The organism is Flexivirga sp. YIM B11880 (genome assembly GCF_058148645.1).
This window is the reverse complement of the sequence record NZ_JBMAMH010000001.1, coordinates 351,176-376,476: the sequence shown is the minus strand read 5'-3', so window position 1 is coordinate 376,476 and position 25,301 is coordinate 351,176. Positions and strand designations below refer to the sequence as shown.

At 69.3% G+C, this 25,301-nt stretch carries 22 protein-coding genes; 12 read left to right on the top strand and 10 right to left on the bottom strand.

Going from position 1 to position 25,301, the window contains the following annotated elements:
* Positions 1-375: 375 nt before the first annotated feature.
* Positions 376-714 (bottom strand): hypothetical protein, encoded by a 339-nt coding sequence (locus ACN8HC_RS01795; RefSeq protein ID WP_490073152.1) that lies wholly within the window; start codon positions 712-714, stop codon positions 376-378.
* A 101-nt stretch (positions 715-815) separates the two neighbouring features.
* Between ACN8HC_RS01795 and ACN8HC_RS01790 the strand changes: the two genes are divergently transcribed.
* Positions 816-1,757: an NUDIX hydrolase gene (locus tag ACN8HC_RS01790; protein WP_490073151.1), complete on the top strand. Its 942-nt coding sequence runs from the start codon at positions 816-818 to the stop codon at positions 1,755-1,757.
* Between the two features lie 4 nt (positions 1,758-1,761).
* On the opposite strand, the gene ACN8HC_RS01785 is transcribed toward ACN8HC_RS01790, so the two are convergent.
* Positions 1,762-2,157: a phage holin family protein gene (locus tag ACN8HC_RS01785; RefSeq protein ID WP_490073150.1), complete on the bottom strand. Its 396-nt coding sequence runs from the start codon at positions 2,155-2,157 to the stop codon at positions 1,762-1,764.
* Between the two features lie 74 nt (positions 2,158-2,231).
* On the opposite strand from ACN8HC_RS01785, the gene hisC reads away from it, so the two are divergent.
* From hisC to ACN8HC_RS01760, 5 genes are all read left to right on the top strand, one after another.
* Entirely contained in the window at positions 2,232-3,326 is a 1,095-nt protein-coding gene (gene hisC, locus ACN8HC_RS01780; RefSeq protein ID WP_490073149.1) for a histidinol-phosphate transaminase, read from the top strand.
* Positions 3,327-3,608: 282 nt separating this feature from the next.
* Entirely contained in the window at positions 3,609-4,829 is a 1,221-nt protein-coding gene (gene pdhA, locus ACN8HC_RS01775; protein WP_490073148.1) for a pyruvate dehydrogenase (acetyl-transferring) E1 component subunit alpha, read from the top strand.
* Positions 4,829-5,818 (top strand): alpha-ketoacid dehydrogenase subunit beta, encoded by a 990-nt coding sequence (locus ACN8HC_RS01770; RefSeq protein ID WP_490073147.1) that lies wholly within the window; start codon positions 4,829-4,831, stop codon positions 5,816-5,818. Before pdhA ends, ACN8HC_RS01770 begins: the two co-directional genes overlap by 1 nt.
* An 82-nt stretch (positions 5,819-5,900) precedes the next feature.
* Positions 5,901-7,337, top strand: coding sequence for a dihydrolipoamide acetyltransferase family protein (locus ACN8HC_RS01765; protein ID WP_490073146.1), 1,437 nt, complete (start codon positions 5,901-5,903; stop codon positions 7,335-7,337).
* 185 nt (positions 7,338-7,522) lie between these two features.
* Positions 7,523-8,200 (top strand): maleylpyruvate isomerase family mycothiol-dependent enzyme, encoded by a 678-nt coding sequence (locus ACN8HC_RS01760; protein ID WP_490073145.1) that lies wholly within the window; start codon positions 7,523-7,525, stop codon positions 8,198-8,200.
* A 131-nt stretch (positions 8,201-8,331) separates the two neighbouring features.
* On the opposite strand, the gene ACN8HC_RS01755 is transcribed toward ACN8HC_RS01760, so the two are convergent.
* Positions 8,332-11,160 (bottom strand): FAD-binding and (Fe-S)-binding domain-containing protein, encoded by a 2,829-nt coding sequence (locus ACN8HC_RS01755; RefSeq protein ID WP_490073144.1) that lies wholly within the window; start codon positions 11,158-11,160, stop codon positions 8,332-8,334.
* 16 nt (positions 11,161-11,176) lie between these two features.
* On the opposite strand from ACN8HC_RS01755, the gene ACN8HC_RS01750 reads away from it, so the two are divergent.
* The gene (locus ACN8HC_RS01750; RefSeq protein WP_490073143.1) at positions 11,177-11,869 is read left to right on the top strand and encodes a GntR family transcriptional regulator; all 693 of its coding nucleotides are present in this window, start codon (positions 11,177-11,179) and stop codon (positions 11,867-11,869) included.
* A gap of 27 nt (positions 11,870-11,896) precedes the next feature.
* On the opposite strand, the gene ACN8HC_RS01745 is transcribed toward ACN8HC_RS01750, so the two are convergent.
* Positions 11,897-12,688, bottom strand: coding sequence for an IclR family transcriptional regulator (locus ACN8HC_RS01745; RefSeq protein ID WP_490073142.1), 792 nt, complete (start codon positions 12,686-12,688; stop codon positions 11,897-11,899).
* A gap of 160 nt (positions 12,689-12,848) precedes the next feature.
* Here ACN8HC_RS01745 and ACN8HC_RS01740 point away from each other — a divergent pair, with 160 nt between their 5' ends.
* Complete coding sequence (locus ACN8HC_RS01740; RefSeq protein WP_490073141.1) at positions 12,849-14,114, top strand: hydroxyacid-oxoacid transhydrogenase; 1,266 nt, start codon at positions 12,849-12,851, stop codon at positions 14,112-14,114.
* Between the two features lie 35 nt (positions 14,115-14,149).
* Positions 14,150-15,514, top strand: a complete 1,365-nt coding sequence (locus tag ACN8HC_RS01735; protein WP_490073140.1) for an MFS transporter — start codon at positions 14,150-14,152, stop codon at positions 15,512-15,514.
* A gap of 13 nt (positions 15,515-15,527) precedes the next feature.
* Here ACN8HC_RS01735 and pdxR read toward each other — a convergent pair whose 3' ends face one another.
* Positions 15,528-16,988, bottom strand: a complete 1,461-nt coding sequence (gene pdxR, locus ACN8HC_RS01730; RefSeq protein WP_490073139.1) for a MocR-like pyridoxine biosynthesis transcription factor PdxR — start codon at positions 16,986-16,988, stop codon at positions 15,528-15,530.
* Between the two features lie 198 nt (positions 16,989-17,186).
* Between pdxR and ACN8HC_RS01725 the strand changes: the two genes are divergently transcribed.
* From ACN8HC_RS01725 to ACN8HC_RS01715, 3 genes are read left to right on the top strand one after another with little or no spacing between them, the layout of a single operon-like run.
* A complete protein-coding gene (locus tag ACN8HC_RS01725) occupies positions 17,187-18,551 on the top strand; it encodes an aspartate aminotransferase family protein (protein WP_490073138.1) in 1,365 nt (454 codons plus the stop codon).
* Between the two features lie 28 nt (positions 18,552-18,579).
* The gene (gene ald, locus ACN8HC_RS01720; RefSeq protein WP_490073137.1) at positions 18,580-19,698 is read left to right on the top strand and encodes an alanine dehydrogenase; all 1,119 of its coding nucleotides are present in this window, start codon (positions 18,580-18,582) and stop codon (positions 19,696-19,698) included.
* Positions 19,695-20,681, top strand: coding sequence for a phosphotransacetylase (locus ACN8HC_RS01715; RefSeq protein WP_490073136.1), 987 nt, complete (start codon positions 19,695-19,697; stop codon positions 20,679-20,681). The genes ald and ACN8HC_RS01715 overlap by 4 nt, the downstream gene beginning before the upstream one ends.
* A gap of 413 nt (positions 20,682-21,094) precedes the next feature.
* Here ACN8HC_RS01715 and ACN8HC_RS01710 read toward each other — a convergent pair whose 3' ends face one another.
* The 5 genes from ACN8HC_RS01710 to ACN8HC_RS01690 form a co-directional block, all read right to left on the bottom strand.
* Positions 21,095-21,520 carry a type II toxin-antitoxin system VapC family toxin gene (locus ACN8HC_RS01710; protein WP_490073135.1) on the bottom strand — a complete coding sequence of 142 codons (426 nt, stop codon included), beginning with the start codon at positions 21,518-21,520 and terminating at the stop codon, positions 21,095-21,097.
* Positions 21,517-21,744 (bottom strand): FitA-like ribbon-helix-helix domain-containing protein, encoded by a 228-nt coding sequence (locus ACN8HC_RS01705; RefSeq protein WP_490073134.1) that lies wholly within the window; start codon positions 21,742-21,744, stop codon positions 21,517-21,519. The genes ACN8HC_RS01710 and ACN8HC_RS01705 overlap by 4 nt, the downstream gene beginning before the upstream one ends.
* 97 nt (positions 21,745-21,841) lie before the next feature.
* Positions 21,842-23,527 carry a cobaltochelatase CobT-related protein gene (locus ACN8HC_RS01700; protein WP_490073133.1) on the bottom strand — a complete coding sequence of 562 codons (1,686 nt, stop codon included), beginning with the start codon at positions 23,525-23,527 and terminating at the stop codon, positions 21,842-21,844.
* Positions 23,524-24,477 carry an AAA family ATPase gene (locus ACN8HC_RS01695; protein WP_490073132.1) on the bottom strand — a complete coding sequence of 318 codons (954 nt, stop codon included), beginning with the start codon at positions 24,475-24,477 and terminating at the stop codon, positions 23,524-23,526. Before ACN8HC_RS01695 ends, ACN8HC_RS01700 begins: the two co-directional genes overlap by 4 nt.
* A complete protein-coding gene (locus tag ACN8HC_RS01690) occupies positions 24,474-25,283 on the bottom strand; it encodes an IclR family transcriptional regulator (protein WP_490073131.1) in 810 nt (269 codons plus the stop codon). The genes ACN8HC_RS01695 and ACN8HC_RS01690 overlap by 4 nt, the downstream gene beginning before the upstream one ends.
* Positions 25,284-25,301: the final 18 nt, after the last annotated feature.

The following is a 25,301-nucleotide window of genomic DNA, read 5'->3' as shown; positions in this document are numbered from 1 at the left end:
AGGCCTGGCAGCGGCTTCGGGGCTGATTGCGACGAGCACCACCAGTTCGGCGGCCGCCGGTGACAAGTACTACGGCGTCGCCTGGGCCGACGGAACAAGCGGCCAGTCGTCCGGTTGGAAGACCGGCGCGTACGCGGACCCATACGGGGTGGAGTTCTCGGGGGCTGCCGCGCTGGGCTCCGGCACGTTCAAGCTGGCCGCGGGTGGGTCCACGGTCGCGGTCAAGACAACCTGTGTCAGCGGCAAGCCGAGCGTGACGGTGGCCGGCGGGGGTGCGGCCGGTACCTACACCGGAGGCTCGGTCTCGATGGCCAAGTTCACCGGCTATGCCAACGCGCTGGGCACGGTGACGTTCGCGACTCGGACCCTCAGCGGTCACTCCGTCGGCGCGTTCATCAGCTTCAGCCCGGGCCTCAACGGCACCTGGGTCGCGCTGACGGGCGCCGACTGCGCCGCGACCGGGCCGACGAGCACGCCACCGTCGAGCACCACCACGTCGAGCAGCACGAGCACGTCCCCCACGACGTCGCCGACGAGCAGCACCAGCACGTCGCCGACGACGTCGCCGACCGGCACGGGCACCAGCACGAGCACGTCGCCCACCACCTCACCGACGACGTCGCCGTCCTCCTCGACGACGCCGCCTCCGACCACGGAGCCGCCGACGCCGACGCCGACGACCACGACGCTGCCGGTGACCGGCTGACGTCGCACACGGCAGAAGCAGCGCCCTCATTCGCCATGCGGCGAATGGGGGCGCTGTGCGTTCCGGGGCGCGAGCACTTGGGCAGCGGCGTTCTGACAGGCTTGGGTGTATGACGCAGCCGGCCGCCCCGACCCTGCGCGACGGCCGCACCCTGCGACAGCTCTCGGCCGCCGAGGTGCCGGATCGCATCGACGACGACGTGCCGGTCTGGGTGCAGGACGAGCACGCGCTCGTCTTCGCCATCGAAGAAGACGGCGCGGCAGCCGGGTTCGTTGCCCTGCGGATGCCCGAACACCGGGATGCGGCAGGACAATTGGCCTGGCAAGTGGACCCGGACTTCCGCGGGCACGGGCTGGCCGGTGCCGCGCTGCGCGCGGTCATCGAGCACGGTTTCGTCGACCTGGGACTGCGCCGCGTCGAGGCCCACGTCGACCGGCGCAACCGCCCGGCGTTCCGCACTGCCGCGGCGGCCGGGCTGCGCATCGAGGGTGTCCTCCGCGGCTACCGCGAAGGTGTCGATGCCGCGATCCTCGGCCGCCTGGCAACGGACGCCGTGCCGGGCAGCCGGGACGCGTTCACGGCGTGGCTGAACAGTTCGTTGCCCACCAAGCGGGCCATCGCCCAGGCGTTGATCCGGGACGAGACAGGCCGGCTGCTGATGTGCGAGCTGGTCTACAAGAAGCCGTGGGACCTGCCCGGCGGTGTCGTCGATCCGTTGGAGTCACCGGCCACGGCGGTCACCCGCGAGCTGCGCGAGGAACTCGGCGTCACCGGGCAGATCCGGTCCCTTGCCGCCGTGAGCTGGCTGCCGGCGTGGCACGGCTGGGACGACGCGACGCTGTTCGTCTTCGACGTTCACGTGCCGGCCGAGGAGCTTTCCGCCATACAGCTGCAACCGCGGGAGATCCGGGCGGTGCACTGGTGCGATGCCGCCGAGCTCGCCGCACACGCCGCCGACTACACCGCGAGGGTCGCCGAGCACGCGCTGGCCGCACTGGATGCGGGCAGCGGCACCGTCTATCTGGAGGACGGCCGGCCGCCCCGTTGGTGACCGGTCAGTGGGCCTCGAGCTGATCCGGCAGCAGCATGTTGATCAGCATGCTGACGAACGACACGACGAGCGCGCCCAGGATGGCGGCCCAGAAGAAGTGGTCGATGTGGAAGGCCAGCCCGAGCGAGTCGGACAGCCACGACAGGATCTGCAGCATGAAGGCGTTGACCACGAAGGTGAACAGCCCGAGAGTGAGGACGATCAGTGGGAACGAGAAGAAGTGCGCGATCGGCTTCACGATGGCGTTGATCACCCCGAAGACGATGGCGACGACGATGATCGTCAGCACCTTCGAGCTCGTCGACTTGCTGTCCTGAGCGAGGGTGATGCCTGGCACGACGATGGCGGCGATCCACAGCGCGACGGCGTTGATGCCGATCTTGACCAGGAAGTTCTTCATGACACCAGCTTGTCACGCCGGTGACCGGCAGCCGCCCGGAACGCGCCCGCGGTCGTGGTCCTAAGCTGCCGAACATGACTGACGCCACACCGGGGACCGTCCGACTGCGAGCGACCCTCGAGTCGATCCCCCGTTACGTCGCGGGCAAGCCGGCCGCCGCGCAGCCCGGGCGCACGACCTACAAGATCAGCAGCAACGAGAACCCCTATCCGCCGCTGCCGTCGGTGCTCGAAGTGGTGCGCGACGCCCTGCAGACGATGAACCGCTACCCCGACATGGGTACGGTCGCGCTGCGCGAGGCGATCGCGAAGCGCTTCGACGTGCTGCCGGACGAGATCGCGACCGGCACCGGCAGCGTTGGCCTGCTCGGCACGCTGTTGCAGATCACCTGCGCGCCCGGCGACGAGGTCGTCTACGCCTGGCGGTCGTTCGAGGCCTACCCGATCGTGGTCGGGCTGTCCGGCGCCACGGGTGTGCAGGTGCCGCTGGACGCGGACGCGCGCCACGACCTGTCCGCGATGGCCGAGGCGATCACCGACCGGACCCGGCTGGTGATCGTCTGTACGCCCAACAACCCGACCGGACCGGCAGTGCGGGCCGCCGAGCTGGAGGAGTTCCTGCGCCGGGTGCCGTCCGACGTGCTCGTCGTCATCGACGAGGCCTACCTGGAGTTCAACCGTGACCCGGAGTCGGCCGATGCCCTCGAGGTATGGCGCTCCCGGCCGAACGTTGCTGTGCTGCGGACCTTTTCGAAGGCATACGGTCTGGCCGGGCTGCGCGTCGGCTACTGCGTTGCGCACGAGCAGGTCGCCTCGGCACTGCGCACCGCCGCCGTGCCGTTCGGTGTCTCCCATGTCGCACAGCAGGCGGCGATTGCCAGCTTGGCGGCATACGACGAACTCGACGAGCGGGTGCAGGCGCTGGTGGCCGAGCGCGACCGGCTGCTGACCGGCCTGCGTCAGCTGGGCTACGCCGTACCGGACACCCAGGCCAACTTCGTGTGGTTGCCGCTGGGGGACCGGACGCTCGACTTCGCCGCGGCAGCCGAGGCGGGCGGCGTCGTGGTCCGGCCGTTCGCCGGTGCCGGCGTCCGCTGCAGCGTCGGCGAGGTCGAGGCCACCGACCGGTTGCTCGAGGTGGCGGCAGCGTTCGCGGGTACCCACCGGTAGCGCTCCCCGATTCGGTGGCTGCGCGCTTCGCCGGCGGCGTCTTGAGTAGCCCGGAGCCTGCGGAGGGCGTATCGAAAGGCGGCGTCTTGAGTAGGCCGGAGCCTGCGGAGGGCGTATCGAAAGGTACCCTTCCGCCATAAGGCAATGTGAGCCGCGTCATAGGACTCCAGCACCGTTTCGGAGCGGTATGACGAGCCGGCTCGGCACCGCCCGGAGACCCCGGTGCGGTGCACGACACGTCGCGGCTCACCCAGTCCGCGGCCGCCCCGAGAAGGAGAGCCCATGCCCGACGACGATGCGATGGAGCAAGCGCCGCAGGCGCCCGCGCCCGTGATACATCACGAGACGGTGGTGACAGGTCCGATGGAGCACGACATCACCGATGGCGGCCCCGACATGGTCCAGTTCGTCGATGGCGACGGCAACCGCCTGCCCACCAGTCCCGCCAACGCTGACTACGCCCAGATCGTCGAGGAGCTGACGCCGGAGGACGGTCGCTCGATGTACCGCGACCTGGTGCTGGTGCGCCGGATCGACGCCGAAGGCCACGCCCTGCAGCGGCAGGGTGAGCTCGGTCTGTGGCCGTCGCTGCTCGGTCAGGAGGCCGCGCAGGTGGGTGCCGGGCGGGCGATGCGGCCGCAGGACTACGCCTTCCCGGGCTACCGCGAGCACGGTGTCGCGTGGTGTCGCGACGTGCCGCCGGAGAACCTGTTGGGTCTCTTCCGCGGCGTCAACCACGGGGGCTGGGACAGCAACGCCAACAACTTCCACCTCTACACGATCGTCATCGGCAACCAGATGCTGCACGCGACCGGCTACGCCATGGGTGTACAGCGCGACGGCGACGTCGGCACCGGCGACCCCGAGCGGGACACCGCGGTGATGGCGTTCACCGGTGATGGCGGCACCGCGCAGGGTGACTTCAATGAGGCGCTCGTCTTCGCGGGCGTCGCCAATGCGCCGCTGGTCTTCTTCGTCCAGAACAACCAGTGGGCGATCAGCGAGCCCAACTACAAGCAGTTCCGCATCCCGCCCTACCAGCGCGCTCGTGGCTTCGGCTTCCCGGGCGTGCGGGTCGACGGCAACGACGTCCTGGCCGTGTATGCCGTGACGAAGGCTGCCCTGGACGCCGCTCGAGCCGGCCAGGGTCCGACGCTGATCGAGGCGTTCACCTATCGGATGGGCGCGCACACCACGTCGGACGACCCGACCAAGTACCGCATCGCTGCCGAGGTCGACATCTGGCGCGAGAAGGACCCGATCGCCCGGATGCGCGGCTTCCTGGCCAGCAAGGGGCACGCCGACGAGGCGTTCTTCGATGCCGTCGACAAGGAGGCCGACGAGCTGGCGGCTCGGATCCGCAAGGCCTGCCAGGAGATGCCGAACCCGCCGAAGCCGGCGATGTTCGACAACATCTACGTCGACCCGCACCCGGTGGTGGAGCAGGAGAGAGCGGAGTTCATCGCTTACCAAGAGTCCTTCGCAACGGGAGGGGCGAACTGATGACCGCGCAAAAGCTCTCGCTGGCAAAGGGATTGAACGCCGGCCTGCGCAAGGCGATGGAGCACGACCCCAAGGTCGTTCTGATGGGCGAGGACGTCGGCAAGCTCGGCGGTGTCTTCCGCATCACCGAAGGCCTGCAGAAGGACTTCGGCGAGGACCGGGTCATCGACACGCCGCTGGCCGAGTCCGGCATCGTGGGCACCGCCATCGGTATGGCGCTGCGCGGTTACCGCCCGGTCATCGAGATCCAGTTCGACGGGTTCATCTACCCGGCGTTCGACCAGATCGTCAGCCAGGTCGCCAAGATGCACGCCCGGTCCCTCGGCCACCTGCGACTGCCGCTCGTCATACGAGTGCCGTTCGGCGGTGGCATCGGCGCCGTCGAGCACCACTCGGAGTCCAACGAGGCCTACTTCGCGCACACCGCCGGGCTGCGGACCGTCAGCTGCGCCGACCCGGCGGACGCCTACTGGATGATCCAGCAGGCGATCGCCTCCGACGACCCGGTGATGTTCTACGAGCCGAAGCGCCGCTACCACGAGCGTGCCGAGGTCGAACTCGACGAGGACGCGGATGCCCCGCTGCCGTTGCACAGTGCGCGGGTTGCCCGAGCCGGTGAGGACGCGACGCTGCTCGCCTACGGCCCCATGGTGAAGACGTGCCTGGACGCGGCGGGCGCTGCACAGGCCGAGGGCAAGTCGCTGGAGGTCATCGACCTGCGGTCGTTGTCGCCGCTGGACACCGAGACGATCTTTGCCTCGGTCCGCAAGACCGGCCGCTGCGTGGTCGTGCACGAGGCGTCGACCTTCCTCGGCATGGGTGCCGAGCTCGCGGCCCAGGTGCAGCGGGAATGCTTCTACTCGCTGGAGGCGCCGGTGCTGCGTGTCGGGGGTTATAACATCCCCTATCCGCCGTCCCGGTTCGAGGAGGACTTCCTGCCCGACCTCGACCGCATCCTCGACAGCGTCGACCAAGCACTCGCGTTCTGATGCGCGCCGGTCGAGTAGGCGAGCCGTATCGAGGCCCGAGCCGCCAGCACACTTCGAACTTTGCACGAGGAGAACATTTTTCATGGGCGTGAAGCAGTTCAAGCTGCCTGACCCCGGTGAGGGTCTGGTCGAGGCGGACATCGTCGGCTGGAAGATCAAGCCGGGCGACACCGTGAAGGTCAACGACATCGTCGTGGAGATCGAGACCGCCAAGTCCCTGGTCGAGCTGCCCATCCCGTGGGAGGGCACCGTCGTCGAGTTGCTGGTCGCGGAGGGCGACACGGTCGAGGTCGGTGCGCCGATCGTGGCGATCGACGTCGTCGGCGCCGAGGACGAGGCGCCGGCAGTGGCCGCACCCGCTGCGGCCACTGAGGATTCGGGCGAGCGCGTCGCCAACCTCGTCGGGTATGGCGCCGTCGAGGGCGCGACGACCCGGCGGGCTCGCCGGGCGTTCGAGGGCAACCAGGGCCCGGGCACACAGGGCCCGCCGCTGCCGGCACCCGATCTGCACTTGCATGTCGCCACCGACGCGCTCCCGAGTGCCCCGATGCCGCGGGATGATGCTCCGGCGCCGTCCCGCAGCCGGGCAGGCGGAGCCGCCGCACCGGCGTCCGGCACAAAGGTGCTCGCCAAGCCGCCGGTACGAAAGTTCGCCAAGGACAACGGGGTCGACCTCTCGCTGATCCAGCCGACCCGTGAGGACGGGGTGATCAGCAGGGCGGACGTGGAGGCGTTCCTCGACGGTGGCGGTGCTGCCGGTGCGGCCGCTCCCGGGGTCGCAGCTGCCCCGTCATACGACGGCGCACGGGAGACCCGGATCCCGGTCAAGGGCGTCCGGAAGATGACCGCGCAGGCGATGGTCGGATCGGCGTTCACCGCGCCACACGTGACCGAGTTCGTGACCATCGACATGACGCGGACCATGGAGCTCGTCGAGCGGCTGAAGACGGACCGCGATTTCCGGGACGTCAAGGTCACCCCTTTGCTGGTGCTGGCCAAGGCGCTTCTCATTGCGATCAAACGCAATCCGGAGATCAACGCGACCTGGGACGAGTCCGCGCAGGAGATCGTCGTCAAGCACTACGTCAATCTCGGCATCGCGGCCGCAACACCGCGCGGGCTGGTCGTCCCGAACATCAAGGACGCCGACCGGATGTCGATGCGCGAGCTCGGCGAAGCGCTCGGCGGCCTCGTCGGCACCGCGCGCGAGGGCCGCACACCACCGGCGGACATGTCCGGCGGGACGATCACGATCACCAACGTCGGCGTCTTCGGTGTCGACACCGGCACGCCGATCATCAACCCGGGCGAGTCGGCGATCCTGTGCTTCGGTCAGGTCCGCAAGATGCCGTGGGTGGTGACCGACGAGCGTGGTGTCGACCAGATCGTGCCGCGACAGGTGACGCAGCTCGGGCTGTCGTTCGATCACCGGTTGATCGACGGGGACCTCGGCTCGCGCTTCCTGGCCGACATCGCGGCGCTGCTCGAGGACCCGGCCAAGGCACTCGTCTGGGGCTGATCCGCCCGTCGTCTTGGTCCAGTAGAACGTGCGCCCCGCTGCACGTTCTACTGGACGATAGCCGCCGGTGAGAAGCGGGTCCCGGTACGTTCGGCGGTATGAACATCGTCTACCGCCGATGTATGGCGCGAGGCCGGGGCACCTACCGCGGACCGGTGCCAGGTCCGCAGGAGCAGGATTGAGCGGTGAGATTCGACTGGCTCGGACTGCTCCGCAGTCGCACCGACAGTTTCGCCGAACTCGTCGAAGAGGCCGACCGCGACGCTCCACTGGCGTTCTGCCCGGGCTGGACCGTTGGCGATCTGACGGTTCATCTGGGAGGGGTGCATCGCTGGGCGGCTCATGCTGTGCTCGAAGGGAATCCGCGGCTCGAGCCGGAACCCATCGGGCCGGGAGATCCAGCGCTTCTCGGCTGGTATCGGCGTCATGCCGCTCACCTCATCGAGGTGCTGACCGCGACACCGACGGATGCGTCGGCTTGGACGTTCGACGACCATGACCCGACCGCGGGATTCTGGAGGCGGCGGCAGGTCCACGAGACCGTGATCCACTTGTGGGACGCACAGCACGCAGTCGGCGAGGTGGCCCCGATCGATCCGGCACTGGCTTGGGACGGCGTCCTCGAGGTCACCGACATCTTCTATCCACGCCAGGTGCGTCTCGGCCGAGCCGCGGCCTTGGCACCTGCGGCGCGCTTGGTTGCCACCGACGTCGAGCGCGAGGTCACCATCGGCGAGGGCCAGGCGGTGGCGATCCACGAGAAGGCAGAGCTGCTTTTGCGTCTGCTCTGGCATCGAGTGGGAGACGACGAGCTGACCGGTCCTCGGCCGGCAGCACTCAGGTCCGTTGCCATGACACCGTGACCGGGACGAGCCGGCGACGCGATGCGCAGGCGATACTGCTCGACTCCGGGTCGGATGGGTGCTGGGGCTGCGCTTGCCCGGGGGGAGCACCGCATAGCTCGCCGTGGCGCTGCGTGCGCCCGAACGGCCGATCAGCGAGCCAGCAACTGCGCCAGATGTATGGCGTCCTCGTGCGCCAGGTCCTGCAGCTGGGTGCGGCAGGAGAAGCCGTCGGCCAGGATGACATCGTTCGGGCCGGCCTCGCGCACGGCGGGCAGCAGATTGGTCTCGGCCACGGCGACCGACACCTCGTAGTGGCCCTGCTCGACGCCGAAATTGCCTGCCAGACCACAGCATCCGCCGATGCGGACCACGTCGGCACCGGCGCCGCGCAGGAGCGCCTCGTCAGTCGACCAGTTCATGACCGCGTGGTGGTGACAGTGCGGCTGGGCGACGACGCGCGTGCCGGTCAGATCCGGCGCCCGCCAGCCGGGCGTGCGGGTCAACAGCTCGGCGAGCGTGACGGTGGCACCGGCCACCGCAGCGGCCCGCGCATCGTCCGGCAGCAACTCGAGCAGGTCGTGCCGCAACACCGCCGTGCAGGACGGCTCGACGCCGATGATCGGTACGGCGGCCTCAGCAGCGGGTGCAAGGGTCGAAACCAGTGACCCCAGAGTCGCTTTCGCCGCATCCAGTTGCCCGGTCGAGATCAGCGTGAGCCCGCAGCACACCGACCGGGCTGGTAGAACCGGCTGGTAACCCGCATCGCGCAGCACCGACACCATCGCCTCCCCGATCTCGGGTGAGAACTGGTCGGTGAAGGTGTCGACCCACAACAGCACCGGTCGCTCGTGCACGCCCGGCTCGAAGGGTCGCAGACCACGCGTCGTCGCCCACTCGGCGAACGAAGCGCGCGCGATGACCGGGATCGAGCGTCGTGGGTCGACGCCGGCGAGCCGCTTGGTGAGTCCGACCCGATCGCCGAAACCCATTGCCCCACGGGCAATCCGAGGAGCGCGACGAGCAAGGCGCAGCCACTGCGGCAGGCGGCCGAGGGTGTAGTGCGAGATCGGGCGCCGGCGACCGGCATACGTCTGATGCAGCACCTCCGACTTCATCGACGCCATGTCGACGCCGGTCGGGCAGTCCGACAGGCAGCCCTTGCAGGACAGGCAGAGATCGAGCGCTTCGTGCACCTCGGGCGCACGCCAATCCGGTTGCACGAGAGACCCGTTGATCATCTCCTGCAGCGCGCGTGCCCGCCCGCGGGTGGAGTCCTTCTCCTCCCTCGTGGCGTTGTATGACGGGCACATGACGCCGCCGGACCCGGTGTTGTCCGCGCGGCACTTGCCCACGCCGGTGCACCGGTGCACGGACTGGGAGAAGTCGCCACCGTCCGCCGCCCAGGCGAGCGCGAGCGAGCCGGACCGGCGTGGCACCGGCGTCCGGGGTGCCGGGAAACGCAGGTCGGCGTCGATCCGCGCCGGATCGACGAGCACGCCCGCATTCAAGGCATTTTCGGGATCACAGATGCGCTTGACATCGGCAAAGAGGCCGAGGGAGGCGGCGTCATACATGTGCGGGAGCAACTCGCTGCGAGCGCGTCCGTCGCCGTGCTCGCCCGAGAGTGACCCGCCGTACCGGCCGACCAGCTCGGCAGCGTCGGTCATGAATGCACGGAGCACGGCGCGCGCGTCCGGTCGCTGCAGTGGCAGGTCGAGGCGCACGTGCATGCACCCGTCGCCGAAATGGCCGAACGGCGCGGAGCTGAGTCCGTGCGACGCGACCAGGTCGTCGAAGTCGCGCAGGTAGTCGCCCAGCTGGTTCGGTGGCACGGCTGCGTCCTCCCAGCCGGGCCAGGCCGGTTCGCCCGCCGGCGAGCGACCCGCGAGCCCGGCGCCGTCCGCGCGGATCCGCCACAACGCGGCGGTCTCCGCAGCGGACCGCACGACACGTGAGTCGACGAAGCCGAGAGCAGAATCCGCCGCAACCGCCGCTGCGCGGCTGTCGACCTCGGACAGGTCGTCGCCGCTCACCTCAATGAAGAGCCAGGCACCGCCGCGCGGCAGATCGGGCACGGCGCCGGGCCCGCGCCGCTCGTGCACCACGTCGACGAGCCGGGCATCCAGTCCCTCGCAGGCGGTCGGCCGATGGGCCAGCACGGCCGGTGCGGCGGTGCCGGCCGCGACGATGTCCGCGAACCCGAGAGCGATCATCCGTCGATGTCGAGGCTCCGGCACCAGCCGCACGGTCGCCTCCGTGATGACGCCGAGCGTCCCCTCCGAGCCGACCAGGAAGCGGGCGAGGTCGGCGCCTCGCTCGGGCAGCAGGTGCTCCATCGAGTAGCCCGACACCTGCCGGCCGAAGCGACCGAACTGGGTGCGGATGTGCGCCAGGTTCTCAGCTCCGAGTCGGCGGAGAGCAGCTGTCTCGGCGGAGGGGACCGGATCGTCGTGGCCCGAGGAGACGGTGAATTCGCTTGTGGTTCCGAAGAAGCCGCGTAAGGCGAGCACGTTGTCCGCGGTCCGCCCATAACCCAGACTGCGTGAACCGCACGCGTTGTTGCCGATCATGCCGCCGATCGTGCACCGGGTCGACGTGGACGGGTCCGGTCCGAAGCGCAGCCGGTGCGGTGCGGCGGCCCACTGCAGTTGTTCTTGGACGACCCCCGGCTCCACGCGTGCGGTGCGAGCTTGGGGGTCGATCTCCAGCACTCTGTTGAAGTGCCGCGAGAGGTCGATGACGAGGCCCGGCCCGACAGCATTGCCGGCGACCGACGTTCCGGCGCCACGCGTCGTGAACGGCACGCCGGCGTCGCGGGCGGCGGCATAGGCCGCCGCGAGCTCGTCCGCGGAGCGCGGGAATGCGACGACCGCCGGCGGCACGCGGTAGAGCGATGCGTCGGAGCTGTAGATCGCCCGGGTGGTGTCGTCATCGCGGGCCTCGAGCCCGGCGGAACGAAGTGCGGAGATCAGCGACATGAGTAACATGTTACCCATGACTCTGGCGGAGCAGGCGGCGGCGCAGGTGCGCGCCTGGCTGTATGACGGGACGATCGGCCGCGACAGCTTCCACTCGGTGCCGGAGATGGCCGAGCGGCTCGGCATGTCGCGCAGCCCGGTGCGCGAGGGGCTGCTGCGGCTGGCAGAGGCCGGCCTCATCGACTTCGTCCCGCAGCGCGGCTTCCGCCCGGTGCGTCCCACCGGGCAGGACGTCGCAGAGATCTTCGCCCTCCGGCTCGCGCTGGAGCCGTCGGCGGCAGCCCACGCGGCTCGCGAGGGCGAGGACCGCCGGCGCCTGGTGCGCGAGCTGCGCGCCCAACTGGCGCGGATGCAGACGGCCGCGACTGCCGGCCGCGAGGCTGAGTTCGGGGCCGCGGACGAGCAGCTGCACACGCTGATCCTGGAGTGCTCGGGCAGCCGCCGGCTGGTCGCGTTGATCGCCGAGTTGCGCGACACCACCAGGCTCATCGGCGCGAACACCGCCGGGCGGTCCCGCTCACATCTGGAGGTGCTCGAGGAGCACGAGCCGTTCGTCGATGCGATAGCCGACGGTGACGCTGCTCGTGCGGCGATGTCGATGCGACGGCACCTGATCGACACCGGCCGGTTGCTCGTGGCGCAGGCGCACGACGACGGCGACAGTCGTGCATGGCAGGCCTGGGCGGCGCTGGTCGACGAAGATGAGTGAGCGAAGACGAGTGAGAGGAGACGCGGGTCAGCCCTGCGAACGCAGCACACTCGCATCGGGTATGACGCGCGAGACCTCCCGCGCGGTGCTGGCAATGGCGGGCCCGAGCTCGTCGATGCGGTCCTTGTGCATACGAACGCTCGGAGCCTGCAGGACAACAGCGGCGCGCGCAATCCCGTCCCGGTCGAGCACCGGTGCACCCACGCAGCGGACACCTTCGACGTTCTCCTCGATGTCGATCGAGTAGCCGCGCTCGCGGATCTGCTCGAGCTGGCGCGCCAACTGCGCCCGGGTGGCGAGCGTGCCCGGACCGACGGGCGGCAGCCGGGTCGGCAGTTCGGCGAGGTATGCCGCCGTCGTGTCGCCGAATGCCAGCATCGCCTTGCCTGAAGCGGTGCTGTAGAGCGGAAACCGGGCCCCGACGTGCTGCACGAAACGCAGGGGGAGGGTCGACTGGATCCGCGCCAGCACCACGGACTCGGCCCCGTCGCGGGCGGCGAGGTTCACCGACTCGTGTGAGCTGTCGGCCAGGCCCTGCAACGGTTGCATCGCCTTGTCGATGCCGAGCACCCGCTCTGCGGAGCGTCCGAGCACGACCGCGCGCGGCCCGAGGTGGTAGCGCTCGCTGCTCGGATCACGCAGCAGCATGCCCTCGGCGACGAGCGCCTTCGCAATACGACTGGCGGTCCCGGCCGTGAGTCCGGTGCGCTGGGCCAGTTCACCGGTCGACAGCTCCCCGCCGTCGGCGAGTACGCCGAGCACGGTCAGGGCGCGCTCGATGGCCTGCGTGCCGGTGGGAGCATTCACGGATTTCGCCACGGGCCGACTCTACGGCCCGACCGTTGGGGTATGGCGGCGCCGGCGACGACACCCGCCCCGGCTCCCGCCGGGAGCCAGAAATCTGCGCACGGCTCTTGTGCGCTGCATCACATCGCCGTAATGTGGAGTCGAACACCATATTGTGAACGAAGGAGCATCGATGACCACCGTGAACGAGTCCGTCTTCACCTGGGCCGCCCCACCGCTGAAATTCGGCGTGGGCGCACTGGCCGAGGTCGGAGCAGAGGTCGGCGCCCGTGGCGCACGCTCGGTGCTGGTGCTCACCGATCCCGGAGTGGCCGAGTCCGGCGTACCGGCGCGGGTCGTGGACTCCCTGCGCGCGGCCGGGCTGACCACCACGCTCTACGACCAGGTGGGCGTCGAGCCGACCGACGAGTCCATCGGCGAGGCAATCGACTTCGCGCGGCAGGGCGACTACGACGCATATGTCGCCGTCGGTGGTGGTTCGGCGATCGACACGGCCAAGGCCGTCAACCTGCTGACCACCCACGACGGCGAGCTGCTCGACTTCGTCACGCCGCCGATCGGCGGTGGCCGTCGGCCGATCAACCCGCTCAAGCCGTTGATCGCCATACCGACCACGGCGGGCACCGGCTCGGAGTCGACCACCATCTGCGTCATCGACATGCTGCGCCTGCACCTCAAGGCCGGCATCAGTCACCCGGCGCTGCGCCCGGATCTCGCGATCGTCGACCCGACGACGACGCTGACCTTGCCGCCCGAGGTCACCGCCGCCAGCGGCATGGACGTCCTGTCCCACGCGCTGGAGAGCTACACGAGCGTGCCGTTCGACTCCAAGCCCGCGCCCGACGACCCGATGGCGCGTCCCGCCTTCTGCGGGGCGAACCCGATCAGCGATGTCTGGTGCGAAATGGCGTTGAAGCTAGTGGGTGCCAACCTGCGCCGGGCGGTCATGAACGGTCGCGATGTGCAGGCCCGCACCCAGATGGCGCTCGCATCGACATACGCCGGAACCGGTTTCGGCAACGCCGGCACCCACCTGCCGCACGCGAACGCCTACCCGATCGCGGGCGCGGTGAAGGTCTACAAGGCATCCGGTTACCCCGAGATGCCGATGGTCCCGCACGGGCAGGCCGTATCGGTCACGGCGCCGCACGTCTTCCGCTGGACTTACCCGGGTGACCCGCAGCGGCACCTGCGCGCCGCCGAACTCCTCAGCGGCCGCACCTTCACCGGTGTCGACGGCGCGGACGCGCTCGCCGGAGTGCTGCAGGATTTGATGAGCGACATCGGGATCCCGAGCAGCCTGGGTGCGTTCGGGTACAGCGAGAGCGATGTCGACACCCTGGTGGCCGGTGCGCTCAAGCAGACCCGCCAGTTGTCCGTGGTCCCCCGACCCGTCACCGCCGAAGCCCTCGGCGACATCTTCCGCGCAGCCCTCTGACACGACAACCGCACCAGGGACCCAGGAGGTCACCGATGTCGAACGACCACGAGGCGATCGACGCACCGGCGTCGCGCCCGGCCAAGAAGCAGATCCGGGCGGTCCTCGCGTCGTGCGTGATGGGCACGACCGTGGAGTGGTACGACTTCTTCCTCTACGGCGTCGCCGCGGGGCTCATCTTCAACAAGCAGTTCTTCCCGTCGCACGATCCCGCGGTCAGCACGATGCTCGCCTTCGCGACGTTCGCCCTCGGCTTCGTGGCGCGGCCGATCGGTGGGCTGATCTTCGGCCACATCGGCGACAAGATGGGCCGCAAGCGGACGCTGGTGATGACGATGCTGATCATGGGCGTCGCGACGTTCCTGATCGGGTGCCTGCCGACATACAAACAGGTCGGGCTGCTGGCCCCGACCTTGTTGATCGTCCTGCGATTGCTGCAGGGTGTCGCGGTCGGCGGCGAGTGGGGTGGCGCTGTGCTGATGTCGGTCGAATACGCGCCGCGCGGCAAGAAGGCGCTCTACGGATCGACGCCGCAGGCCGGACTGGCGGTCGGACTCGTCCTGGGTACCGGCATCTTCGCGCTCACCGGGGCGGTCATGAGCGACGCCGCCTTCGCGTCCTGGGGCTGGCGGATCACCTTCTGGCTGAGCCTGTTGCTCGTGATCATCGGACTGATCGTGCGGCTCAAGGTCATGGAGACGCCGGCTTTTCAGGACCTCGAGCAGAGCGAGGGCAAGGCCAAGGTCCCGGCCAAGGAGCTCCTGGCAGATGCGGTCAGTCGGCGAAACCTCTTGCTCGGCATGGGCGCTCGCTGGGTGGAGGGGGTCGCCTTCAACGCGTGGGCGGTCTTCTCCATCAGCTACGCGACCGACACTCTCGGGATGAAACGTCAGCCGGCCCTGCTGGGCGTCATGGCGGGTGCACTCGTCCTGTTGGTCCTCATCCCGGTGAGCGGGATGATCGCCGACCGTGTCGGGATGCGCCAGACGTATGCCGCCGGAGCCGTGCTCGCGGCGATCGCGCCAATTGTGGTCTTCCCGATGCTGCACACCGGTAACGCTGTCGTCTTCGGGTTGGGCATCGTGCTCGCGCTCGGCGTGCTCTACCCGCTGATGTACGGCCCGGAAGGTGCGTTCTTCGCCGGACTCTTCCCGGTCCACGTGCGCTACACCGGCATCTCGGCGGTCTACCAGGTGTCCGGGATCGTCGCCTCGGGCCTCACACCGATGATCCTCACCTGGTTGCTCCATCGCGCGGGCGGCGGAACCAGTCTGCTGATCGGTTACTTCGTGCTCACCGGCGCCGTGTCCGCGGTGTGCGCGCTGTGCATCCGGTCGACGCCGGCGCAACGGCGCGCCGGCCGGCGGAAGCGGGCCACCGAGACCGCTTCTGCCGTGTGACGACCGGACCGGTTCAGTGGTGCAGCTTTCGGCACACCGCCGCCAGAGCTTGCACTCCCGGGACGATGGAACGCGTTGGTATGGCGCCATACCCGAGCCGAAAGTGCCTGCGTGCGGACGCATCCGACCTCTGGAAGTAGATGTCGCCGCGCTCGATCAGCACACCGGCCGCCCGTGCCCGGACGGTGAGCTCGACGGCGTCGAAACCCGCCGGTCCCGCCAGCCACAGGCTGACGCCGCCCGGAGGGAACGGACCGGTCTCGAACGGCAACTCGCGCTCCACGGCAGCGGTGATCGTGGTCCACCGTTGCTGCAGGCTTTCGCGGTGCCGGCGCAGCGCGCGGTGGTAGTCGCCGCTGGTGATGAACAGCGCCATCGCCCGCTGCAATTGCCCTGGAGGATGGCGCAGTTCATAGCGTCGGACTTGCGCCAGCTCACGGATCAGATCGCGGTGTGCCACGAGGTAGCCCAGCCGCAGACCGGGCGACAGGAACTTCGAGAACGTCCCGAGATAGACGACGTCACTCGTCGGGTCGAGTGCCTTCAGCGCCGGACTCGGCTGACCGCGGTAGCGGAACTCGGAGTCGTAGTCGTCCTCGACCAGCACCGTCCCCGCCCGACCGGCGCGCTGCACGAAGTGCAGCCGGCGCTCCATCGCCAGCGTCACGTTGGTCGGCGACTGGTGACTGGGCGTGACATAGACCAGGTCGATGTCACGGAAGTCGTCGGGCGGGATCGCGCCGTCGGCGTCCACCGGCATCGCTCGCAGCGCGGCACCGGTCCTCGTGAAGATGTGCCGGGCATCGAGGTAGCCCGGATCCTCTATCGCGACAGTGCTTTTGGCGCCGAGTAACACACGGCCGAGCAGGTCCAGCCCGTGCTGCGACCCGACGGTGATCAGGATCTCGTCCGGGTCCGCCTCGATGCCACGAGTGGGCAGCAGCTGCCGCCGGATCGCATCGACCAGCATCGGATCGTCGACTCCGAGGCTGTCCTGGAGCGAAGGGAACACGTGCGGGTGGTAGAGCGATTCGCGCAGCGCACGTTGCCAGGCCCGGACCGGGAAGCTGCGCACGTCGGTCTGTCCGGCGAGGAACGGATAGGGGTATGACGCCCAGTCCGACACCTTCTCGATGTGCGGCAGGCCCGCGTCGGGGAACGAACGGGTGCGCTTCGACCAGTCGATGCCCGGGGTGCGGTGCGACTCGGTGACCAGTGCAGCCTGCACGTCCGGGTTGACGAACAACCCCCGCCGCTCGCGACTGACCACGATGCCTGCGGCGATGAGCTCCTCGTAGGCGAGCTTGATCGTGTTGCGCGACACTCCGAGCTCGATCGCCAGGGTACGCGAACTGGGCAGTGCCTCTTCGGCATCGAACATGCCTGTGGTGACTGCGTTCTCGAGCGCTCTGCGGACCTGGCGATAGAGCGGCTCAGCGCTGTCGCGGTCCAGCCGGAGCAGGGTCAGCGCCAATGTCTCATCTCCAGTGGTCGTCGCTTGGGCACCCGCCAATCAAACCAACCGGGCCCTGGTGAGTGGGTCGAATCGGGGTAATGAACTCGTCGATGCCTGGATCCATCAATCATCCTCCCGCTGGGTCTTCTAAGGCCCAGTGCGTACGTCCCATCGTGGATGGTGACACAGCACACACCACGCCCGAGGGAGGCAGTCATGTCCGACACCCGCGCACTCGCGCAGCGCCACTTGTTCCCGCATTTCACCCGGGGGAAGGTGTGGCAGGACGACGCGTTGCCGATCATCGAGCGCGGTGAGGGCTGCTACCTGTATGACGACACGGGTCGCCGCTTCCTGGACGGCCTGGCCGGTCTGTTCTGCGTGAACATCGGCCACGGCCGCAGCGACATACCGGCCGCGGCGGCCAAGCAGATGGAGAAGCTCGCCTACTGGACCAACTGGTCCGCAGCCCACCCGATGGCGGCCGAGGCGGCGGCGACGATCGCTCGCCGCGCGCCCGGTGACCTGGACACCGTCTTCTTCGTCAACTCCGGCTCGGAGGCGGTCGAGTCGGCGGTGAAGTTCAGCCGGCAGTACTGGCGCAGCCAGGGCCAGCCGGAGCGCACCAAGATCCTCTCCCGCGACATGGCCTACCACGGCACGACGCTCGGTGCCCTTGCCGTTACTGCGATTCCGAAGTACAAGGAGCCGTTCGGCCCGCTCATGCCGGGCATCCGGCACTTCCCCAACACGCTCGGTGAGCAGGTACCCGAGGGCGGCACCGCAGCCGACCTGCCGTCGCTGAAGGCGCTGGTCGACATCATCGAGGAGGAGGGCCCGCAGACCATTGCGGCGATCTTCGCCGAGCCGGTGCAGAACTCGCGTGGTGCCCTGGTGCCGCCGGAGGGCTACTGGCAGGAACTGCGGGCGATCGCGGACCGCTACGGCATCCTGCTGATCGCCGACGAGGTCATCTGCGCCTACGGCCGGCTGGGTGAGTGGTTCGGCTCCGCCAAGTACGACGTTGTGCCCGACCTGATCACCTTCGCCAAGGGCTCGACCTCCGGTTACGCCCCGCTCGGCGGTGTGCTGATTCGGCAGCCGCTGGCCGCCGCGCTGCTGGACTCGCCGAGCGCCGGGATGTTCACCCACGGCGCGACCTGGGGCGGGCACCCCGTCTCGACCGCCGTCGCACTGACCAACCTCGGCGCGCTCGCCGAGGAGCAGGTGCTGGAGAACGTCCGCGCCAACGAGCCCTTCTTCCGGCAGCAGCTCGACCGGCTGGTCGATGCCCACCCGACCCTGGGCGAGTGGCGCGGCACCGGCTACTTCTACGCGCTGGAGCTCACCGGTGACCGCGAGAGCGGCCGCGCGCTGACCGACGAGGAGGGCGCGACGCTGGTCCGGGAGGTGATGCCCCGGGCGATGCGCGACGTCGGGCTGATCACCCGTCCGGACGACCGCGGCGCGACGATGCTGATGCTCTCGCCGCCGCTGATCGCCGACCGCGAGGTCCTCGACGACCTCTTCCGCTGCGTCGACGCGGTGCTGACCGCGACCGACGCCCACATCCGTCCCTGAACCCATTCAACGAAAGCGAGACACAGCCATGCGCATCAGCGTCCCCGCCGAGGTCAAGAACCACGAATATCGCGTTGCGGCAACGCCTTCCGGCGTGCACGAGCTGGTCCAGCACGGGCACGAGGTCTTCGTGCAGGCCGGTGCCGGCACCGGATCATCGATCACCGACGAGGAGTATGCCGCAGCCGGTGCCCGGCTGGTCCCCACCGCCGAGGAGACGTGGGGCGCCGGCGAGATGGTGCTGAAGGTCAAGGAGCCGATCGAGTCCGAATACGGCTTCCTGCGCAAGGACCTGACGCTGTTCACCTACCTGCACCTGGCCGCGTCGGCGGAGTGCACCGACGCGCTGCTGACCGCCGGCACGACCGGGATCGCCTACGAGACGGTCCAGCTCCCGAACGGGGCGCTGCCCTTGCTCTACCCGATGAGCGAGGTCGCGGGCTGCCTCGCGCCGCAGGAGGGCGCGCACCACCTGATGAAGGCGCAGGGTGGCCGCGGCGTGCTGCTCGGTGGCGTCTCCGGTGTCCGGCCGGCCAACGTCGTCGTCCTCGGCGCGGGCGTCTCCGGCATGAACGCGATCGCGATGGCGGTCGGTATGTGGGCCGACGTCACCGTCTTCGACACCAATGTCGACAAGCTGCGCGCACTCGACCGCCGCTACAACGGCCGCGTGAAAACCGTCGCAGCCAATGCCTTCGAGATCGACAAGGCGGTCGTGGAGGCCGACCTGGTGATCGGCGCGGTGCTGGTCGCCGGAGCCCGCGCGCCGAAGCTGGTCACCAACGAGACGGTGAGCCGCATGCGACCGGGCAGCGTGCTCGTCGACATCGCCATCGACCAGGGCGGCTGTTTCGAGGACTCGCGGCCGACGACGCACGCCGAGCCGACCTTCACGGTCCACAACTCGATCTTCTACTGCGTCGCGAACATGCCCGGCGCCGTGGCGAACACGTCGACCTATGCGCTGACCAACGTCACGCTGCCTTACGCCGTCGCGCTCGCCGACCAGGGCTGGCAGCAGGCGCTGCGCGACGACCCGACGCTGGCCGGCGGCCTGAACACCTTCGAGGGCCGGGTCACCAGCGAACCGGTTGCCGCGGCACACGGCCTGGAGTTCACCCCGGTCACGGAGGTGCTCGGCGGATGACCGAGCCTCTCACGAGGCAGTGGGTGCAGCGCCTGCAGACGCCGGGCGCTACACCGACCACCGTCGTGCTCGCCGAGGGGGAGGACCGTCGGGTGCGCGACGCGGCCTGTCGGCTCACCGAGCACGGGGTGCGGCCCGTTCTGGTTGGCCGGTGGCACGCAGACCTCTCCCGAGAGGTCGAATGCCGGTCGGTCTACGAGCTGCAGACCGGCCCCGTCGCCGCCCGGCTGGACGAACTCGCCGCCCGCAACGGCTGGTCGGAGGTGCGACGCGTGCAGGCGTCGACCGATCCCCTGCTGGTCGCCGCCGCGGCGGTCGGCGCCGGCGAGGCGGACGCCGCGGTGGCCGGAGCGGCGAACCCGTCCGGTGACGTCATACGCGCCGCCTTGCGCGGCATCGGGCTCGCGCCGGGTACCTCGCTGCTGTCCAGTTGCTTCCTGCTCGAGCTCGCGGTGGGCGAGCCGGTCGCCTTCGCCGATTGCGCCGTCGTGCCCGAGCCGGACGCCGACGGCCTGACCGACATCGCGCTCAGCACCGCCCGCACATTCGGCGCGCTGACCGGCCGCGAGCCGGTGGTGGCAATGCTCTCTTTCAGCACCAGCGGCAGCGCCGACCATCCGACGGTGGACACCGTCCGGACCGCGACTGCCCAAGCGCTGCAACGGGATCCGACCCTGCGTATCGACGGCGAGCTACAGTTCGATGCGGCCTTTATCCCGGCCGTGGCGGCCAGCAAGGCCCCGGGGTCGCCGGTCGCCGGTGAGGCGAACGTCTTCGTCTTCCCCAACCTGGCTGCCGGCAACATCGGGTACAAGATCGCCGAACGAGTCGGCCACGCCTCGGCATACGGCCCCATTCTGCAGGGCCTGCGGGCTCCGATGAACGACCTGTCGCGGGGGTGCAGCGCCGAGGACGTCGTGAACGTGTCGCTGATCAGCGCGTTGCAGGCCGCCAATGCCGATCGAGCGATCGTCGCCGGCTAGCCCGGAGTTCTCCACCCGCGGCTGGTTAGAGCTGCGCGGCGTTCCACCGGACGCTGTACCTCATTGAGTCTCTGGTCAACCTCGAACGGTCCGTCAAGCGCCGCCCGGAGTGTTTCCTGCGCCTTGCGCTCCCCTGAGGCAACGCGACGCGAATCCTGAGGAAGCCGCCCTCGCAAATCCCCCGACGCGCACGAGCCTTGCGCCGACAGGGACCATTCGCTCGGTTCCAATCCGGCGTCAAGTGTGGGCATCGGGTGCCTCACGATGAAGACCTGACTCATGACCTCCGACGATATCGATCATCGTGGCCAGAGATCACTGCTCAAGCCGCGGTCATGCGCGAGTCGGATGTCGACGGCCTGACCGGCATTGGCCTCAGCGCCGACCGCAAGTTGCCCCCGCTCGCTGGCGGATCATTGAGAGGACGGCGTGTTCCACGGATCCAGGCACGGCACGCCGAGGGGTTCGAAGTGCCTGATGTTCCGTGTGACCACCGTCATTCGTGCGGCATCGGCAACGGCAGCGATGAGGGCATCGTCGTCCGGCGCGTGTTCGGGAATCCGATAACGTGCCAGGATCCGGGCGGCCGGGAGGTCGAATGGCAGCACCCGCTCGGCGAAAGTGGGCAAGACCTTCTCTTCGAACCAACGACGCAGAACCGCCCCTTGCCCAGCGTCGGAACGCTCCTTGGCAACCACGCCTCGCTCGATCTCTGCGATGGTGAATGCCGAGACGAACTGCTCGGCGACGGGAACCGACGCAGCCCACCCCTCAACCGCTTGGTTGCGCCCTCGCACTCGCAGTGCGGACACGACGTTGGTGTCCAACAGGTATTTCATAGGTCTGCTGAGCGGGCCTTGACACCCAGCCGCTCGGGTTCGAACTCGATATCGGCTCCGTCGTCGGTGCTGAGGAGGTCAACGATGCTGATCGGCTCGTCCTGGAGGGCTCGCGTGAGCAAGTCGCGCGCCTCTGCCTCGACAGACCGGTGACGCTGCTCGGCGCGGGCGCGAAGCGCGGCCTTGGTTCCGGCAGGAAGATTGCGGATCAGGATCTGTTCCATCACGATCACCTCTGATATCAGTCAGATGATATCATATCCGCTGAAGCGGTCAGGCAAGGCACAGCCGAGGAACGCCATCGAATCCCGTTCTCGTAGCTCATCTTCCGGCGATGAGGTCCAGCACCGTGTTGACGGTCTCCCGGCTCAGCGTCTCGCCGAAAGTCACCGTCCGGCTGCGCCGGTAGAACGGGCTCAGGTCGGCGTCGATGCCCAGAGCACACAATTCGACCGTGCCGTCCTGCTCGATCGCATCGGCGACGGCGGCCAGGTGCCGATCCAGGTATGCCGCCCCCTGGGCGTCCCGGGTGGCAGTCGACATCGGACCGCCGTCGGACAGCACGAGCAGGATCCGGCGCTCCGCCTCCTGGTGGCGCGCCTGACCGGCCGCCCAGTGCACGGCCTCTCCGTCGACGCCCTCGGCATACAGATCCGGGCGCAGCAGCACCGGCAGCCCGCGGCGGGCCAGCCGCCACGGAACTCCGGGCGGAACGAAGACGAGGTGGTGCGTGCCACCGAGCCGCCCTGGATGTGCGGGCGAACCGGCAGCACGCCAGTCCTGGGCGGCCCGGCCACCGTGCCAGTCGACGGTGCTGAAGCCGAGCACTGCGAACGGAATTCCCGCCAGGTCGAGTCCCTGGCCGAGCAGGTCGCACAGGGTCGCGGTCGCGGCGCTGTGCCGACGCATCGAGCCCGAGCAGTCGAGCAGGACCGTCACCGCCGCCGCGGTGCGCAGCCGGCTGCCGGGGAGCCGGAAGATCCCGGACGCGTCCTTCCGGGTGACGAACGAGGCAACCATCGTCGGGTCGAGCAGTCCCTCGTCCATGCCACCCGCCCAGCCGGCGGTGACCGGTCGGGCCAGCCGGGCCGCGGCAATCCGGGCGATGCGCTCGGCCCGCACCGGCCGCGGCTGTGCGGCGAGTTCGGCGCGCCAGCGGTTCAGTTGAAGCGGGCGGGCCAGCGCGGCGGCTTGTGAGACCCGGTCGTACGCACGGGTGAACACCGTGTAGTCCCGGCGGATGGCGGCGTGCGCGCGGGTCGTGCCCGGTGCTCCCATGGCCGGGTCGTCGCCGTCCGATCCCGGGGGTATGACGGGCACGAAACCGGACTCGCGCAGGTTCGTCCGCTCGACGGTGCTGACCTCGTCGGGGAAGAGCGCGGCGATCGTGAGCGCGATCTCCCGCGCCGACTCGCCGAACGCCCGCTGGTCGGTGCGCTGCCCGGCCAACCGTCGCAACGGCCGGCCGATGTCCTCGGCGAGCGCGAAGCGGGTGCTCTCGATGGCGTCCTCCAGCTCCTCCGGGATCGGGCTTCCGGTGAGCCGGGCGCGGATGACGACCGCGATGGTGAGCAGGTGTAAGCCGAGCTCGGTCTCGATGGCCCCGGTCTGCCAGGCGTCGTCGATCCACCGCTCGAAGAGGCGCGTAAGATTCCGTCGCACGCCGGGAAGCGTTGGGGGCACGAGGGATTCGCACCGCAACTGCTCGGCGAGTTCGACGACGATCCGGGCGATCTCGGAGTCCGGCAAGAGGCTTCGGTGCAGCGCGGCGTCGCTGTAGCGCAGCCGGACGGCTACGGCGTCGGCAACCCCGGACGAGGTGCGCGCGTCGGTCAGGTCGGCCGCCACGACGTGGGCCGCCCGCACGGGGACGATCCCAGCGCGGTCGACGAGTGCCTCCCCGCGCCGGAGCAAGCCGGCACCGCCCAGCGCCCGCGCCGCCGCGGCCGACCGGTCCGCCCGCGCGACCGCGGTCGCGACTTCGTCGGTCGTGGGCACCACACTCATGCGCTCGTCGGCAGGGCGAGGTCCAGGTCCGCGTCGAAGCACCGCTGGAAGAACTCCGCCACCAGCGGCTTCTCGTCGTCCGCGCACTTGTTGGTGAAGGCCAGCCGCAGCGACCGGGCGATGTCGTCGAAGATCGCGATGTTCTCCGCCCAGCTGATCACCGTGCGCGGCGACATGAGCGTCGACAGGTCGCCGGCGGCGAACGCCCTCCGGGTCAGTCCGGCGAACTCGACCATCGCTCCGACCAAAGGGTCACGACCGCGCAACGCCGGCACCCGGCCGAGCACGATCTGCGATTCACGTTCTGCTGGTAGGTAATTCAGCGTTGCCACGACGGACCAACGGTCGAGCTGGGCGTGGTTGAGCCGCTGCACCCCGTGGTAGAGCCCACTGGTGTTGCCCAACCCGACGGTGTTGGCGGTGCCGAACAGGCGGAACCCCGGGTGTGGGTGCAGCACCCGGTTCTGATCGAGCAGGGTGAGGCTGCCTTCCTGCTCCAGCACCCGCTGCAGTACGAACATCACGTCCGGGCGGCCCGCGTCATACTCGTCCAGCAGCAGCGCCACGGGACGCTGCAGCGCCCATGGCAGGATGCCCTCCGCGAACTCGGTCACCTGCACGCCGTCCCGGACCACGACGGTGTCGCGGCCGACGAAGTCGAGCCGGGACAGGTGCCCGTCGAGATTGACCCGCACACAGGGCCAGCCCAGGCGCGCTGCCACCTGCTCCACGTGCGTCGACTTACCGGTGCCGTGCAGGCCCTGCAACAGCACCCGCCGGTTGTGCGCGAAGCCGGACAGGATCGCCAGCGTCACGTCGGGGTCGAAGACGTATGCCGGATCGACGGCCGGGACGTGCTCGGCCAGCTCGGCCGGCGGCGCGCTGACCGGCACCTGCATGGTGGTCTCGATGCCGAAAAGCTCTGCAACACAGGCAGTTCCAGGGCTCATTGGTTTCCCTCCCGCTCGATGTCCGCCAGGGCATCCGCTGCGCGCCGCAGCGCCGGCAGGAGCTTCGTCGCGGAGTCCTTGTCGATGCGCAGCACCGGCGCCTGGGTCGCCACGCAGAGGTTGGACCGCTCCGATCCGCCGGGCACGAGCACGGCGATGCAGACCAGACCGGGCAGATACTCCTCGTCGTCGATCGCGTAACCCTGCTCGGCGATGCGGTCCAGCTCGGCATCGAGTGCCTTCACCGAGGTGATCGTGTTGGGGGTGAAGCGCTGCAGCGGGGCATGCTCCAGCAGTCGGTGCCGCTGCTTCGTGGTCAGCTGCGCCAGCACCCGTTTGCCGCTCGCCGACGCGTGCATCGGCACCCGCGAGCCGGGACCGAGCTGCACCCGCAGCGGCTCGTCGGTCTCCACGCGGTCCAGGTAGACGACCTCGTCCCCGGACAGCGCGGTGATGTTGCAGGTCTCGCCGGTCTCCGCGGCGAGGTGACGCAGCACCGCGTGCCGGCCGCCGAACTGGACGGTGTTGAGCATCAGCGTCTCGGCGAAGTCGCGCAGCCGGGCGCCGGTGCCGTAGTGCCGGCCATCGGCCTGCCGCACCAGCAGCCCGGCGCCTTCCAGCTGTTGCAGCATCCGGTGCACCGTGGGCTTGGGCAGTCCGGTCTCCTCGACGAGCCCCTGCAGGGTGACGAAATGGTCCTTGCCGCCGATGAGTTCGAGCAGCGCGAACAACCGCAACGCCGGGGTGTCGCCGGGCAGCGGCTCGGCGGCCAGCGGGTCCGGCGCGGGCCGCAGCGGGGAACTCATCGCAGCTACCTCCAGGGT

Excerpts from the sequence above, each read along its gene's own strand:
- ACN8HC_RS01790 (WP_490073151.1), top strand. The coding sequence starts at position 816 with ATGACGCAGCCGGCCGCCCCGACCCTGCGCGACGGCCGCACCCTGCGA.
- ACN8HC_RS01785 (WP_490073150.1), bottom strand. The coding sequence starts at position 2,157 with ATGAAGAACTTCCTGGTCAAGATCGGCATCAACGCCGTCGCGCTGTGG.
- hisC (WP_490073149.1), top strand. The coding sequence starts at position 2,232 with ATGACTGACGCCACACCGGGGACCGTCCGACTGCGAGCGACCCTCGAG.
- pdhA (WP_490073148.1), top strand. The coding sequence starts at position 3,609 with ATGCCCGACGACGATGCGATGGAGCAAGCGCCGCAGGCGCCCGCGCCC.
- ACN8HC_RS01770 (WP_490073147.1), top strand. The coding sequence starts at position 4,829 with ATGACCGCGCAAAAGCTCTCGCTGGCAAAGGGATTGAACGCCGGCCTG.
- ACN8HC_RS01765 (WP_490073146.1), top strand. The coding sequence starts at position 5,901 with ATGGGCGTGAAGCAGTTCAAGCTGCCTGACCCCGGTGAGGGTCTGGTC.
- ACN8HC_RS01755 (WP_490073144.1), bottom strand. The coding sequence starts at position 11,160 with ATGTCGCTGATCTCCGCACTTCGTTCCGCCGGGCTCGAGGCCCGCGAT.
- ACN8HC_RS01750 (WP_490073143.1), top strand. The coding sequence starts at position 11,177 with ATGACTCTGGCGGAGCAGGCGGCGGCGCAGGTGCGCGCCTGGCTGTAT.
- ACN8HC_RS01740 (WP_490073141.1), top strand. The coding sequence starts at position 12,849 with ATGACCACCGTGAACGAGTCCGTCTTCACCTGGGCCGCCCCACCGCTG.
- ACN8HC_RS01735 (WP_490073140.1), top strand. The coding sequence starts at position 14,150 with ATGTCGAACGACCACGAGGCGATCGACGCACCGGCGTCGCGCCCGGCC.
- ACN8HC_RS01725 (WP_490073138.1), top strand. The coding sequence starts at position 17,187 with ATGTCCGACACCCGCGCACTCGCGCAGCGCCACTTGTTCCCGCATTTC.
- ald (WP_490073137.1), top strand. The coding sequence starts at position 18,580 with ATGCGCATCAGCGTCCCCGCCGAGGTCAAGAACCACGAATATCGCGTT.
- ACN8HC_RS01715 (WP_490073136.1), top strand. The coding sequence starts at position 19,695 with ATGACCGAGCCTCTCACGAGGCAGTGGGTGCAGCGCCTGCAGACGCCG.
- ACN8HC_RS01710 (WP_490073135.1), bottom strand. The coding sequence starts at position 21,520 with ATGAAATACCTGTTGGACACCAACGTCGTGTCCGCACTGCGAGTGCGA.
- ACN8HC_RS01705 (WP_490073134.1), bottom strand. The coding sequence starts at position 21,744 with ATGGAACAGATCCTGATCCGCAATCTTCCTGCCGGAACCAAGGCCGCG.
- ACN8HC_RS01700 (WP_490073133.1), bottom strand. The coding sequence starts at position 23,527 with ATGAGTGTGGTGCCCACGACCGACGAAGTCGCGACCGCGGTCGCGCGG.
- ACN8HC_RS01695 (WP_490073132.1), bottom strand. The coding sequence starts at position 24,477 with ATGAGCCCTGGAACTGCCTGTGTTGCAGAGCTTTTCGGCATCGAGACC.
- ACN8HC_RS01690 (WP_490073131.1), bottom strand. The coding sequence starts at position 25,283 with ATGAGTTCCCCGCTGCGGCCCGCGCCGGACCCGCTGGCCGCCGAGCCG.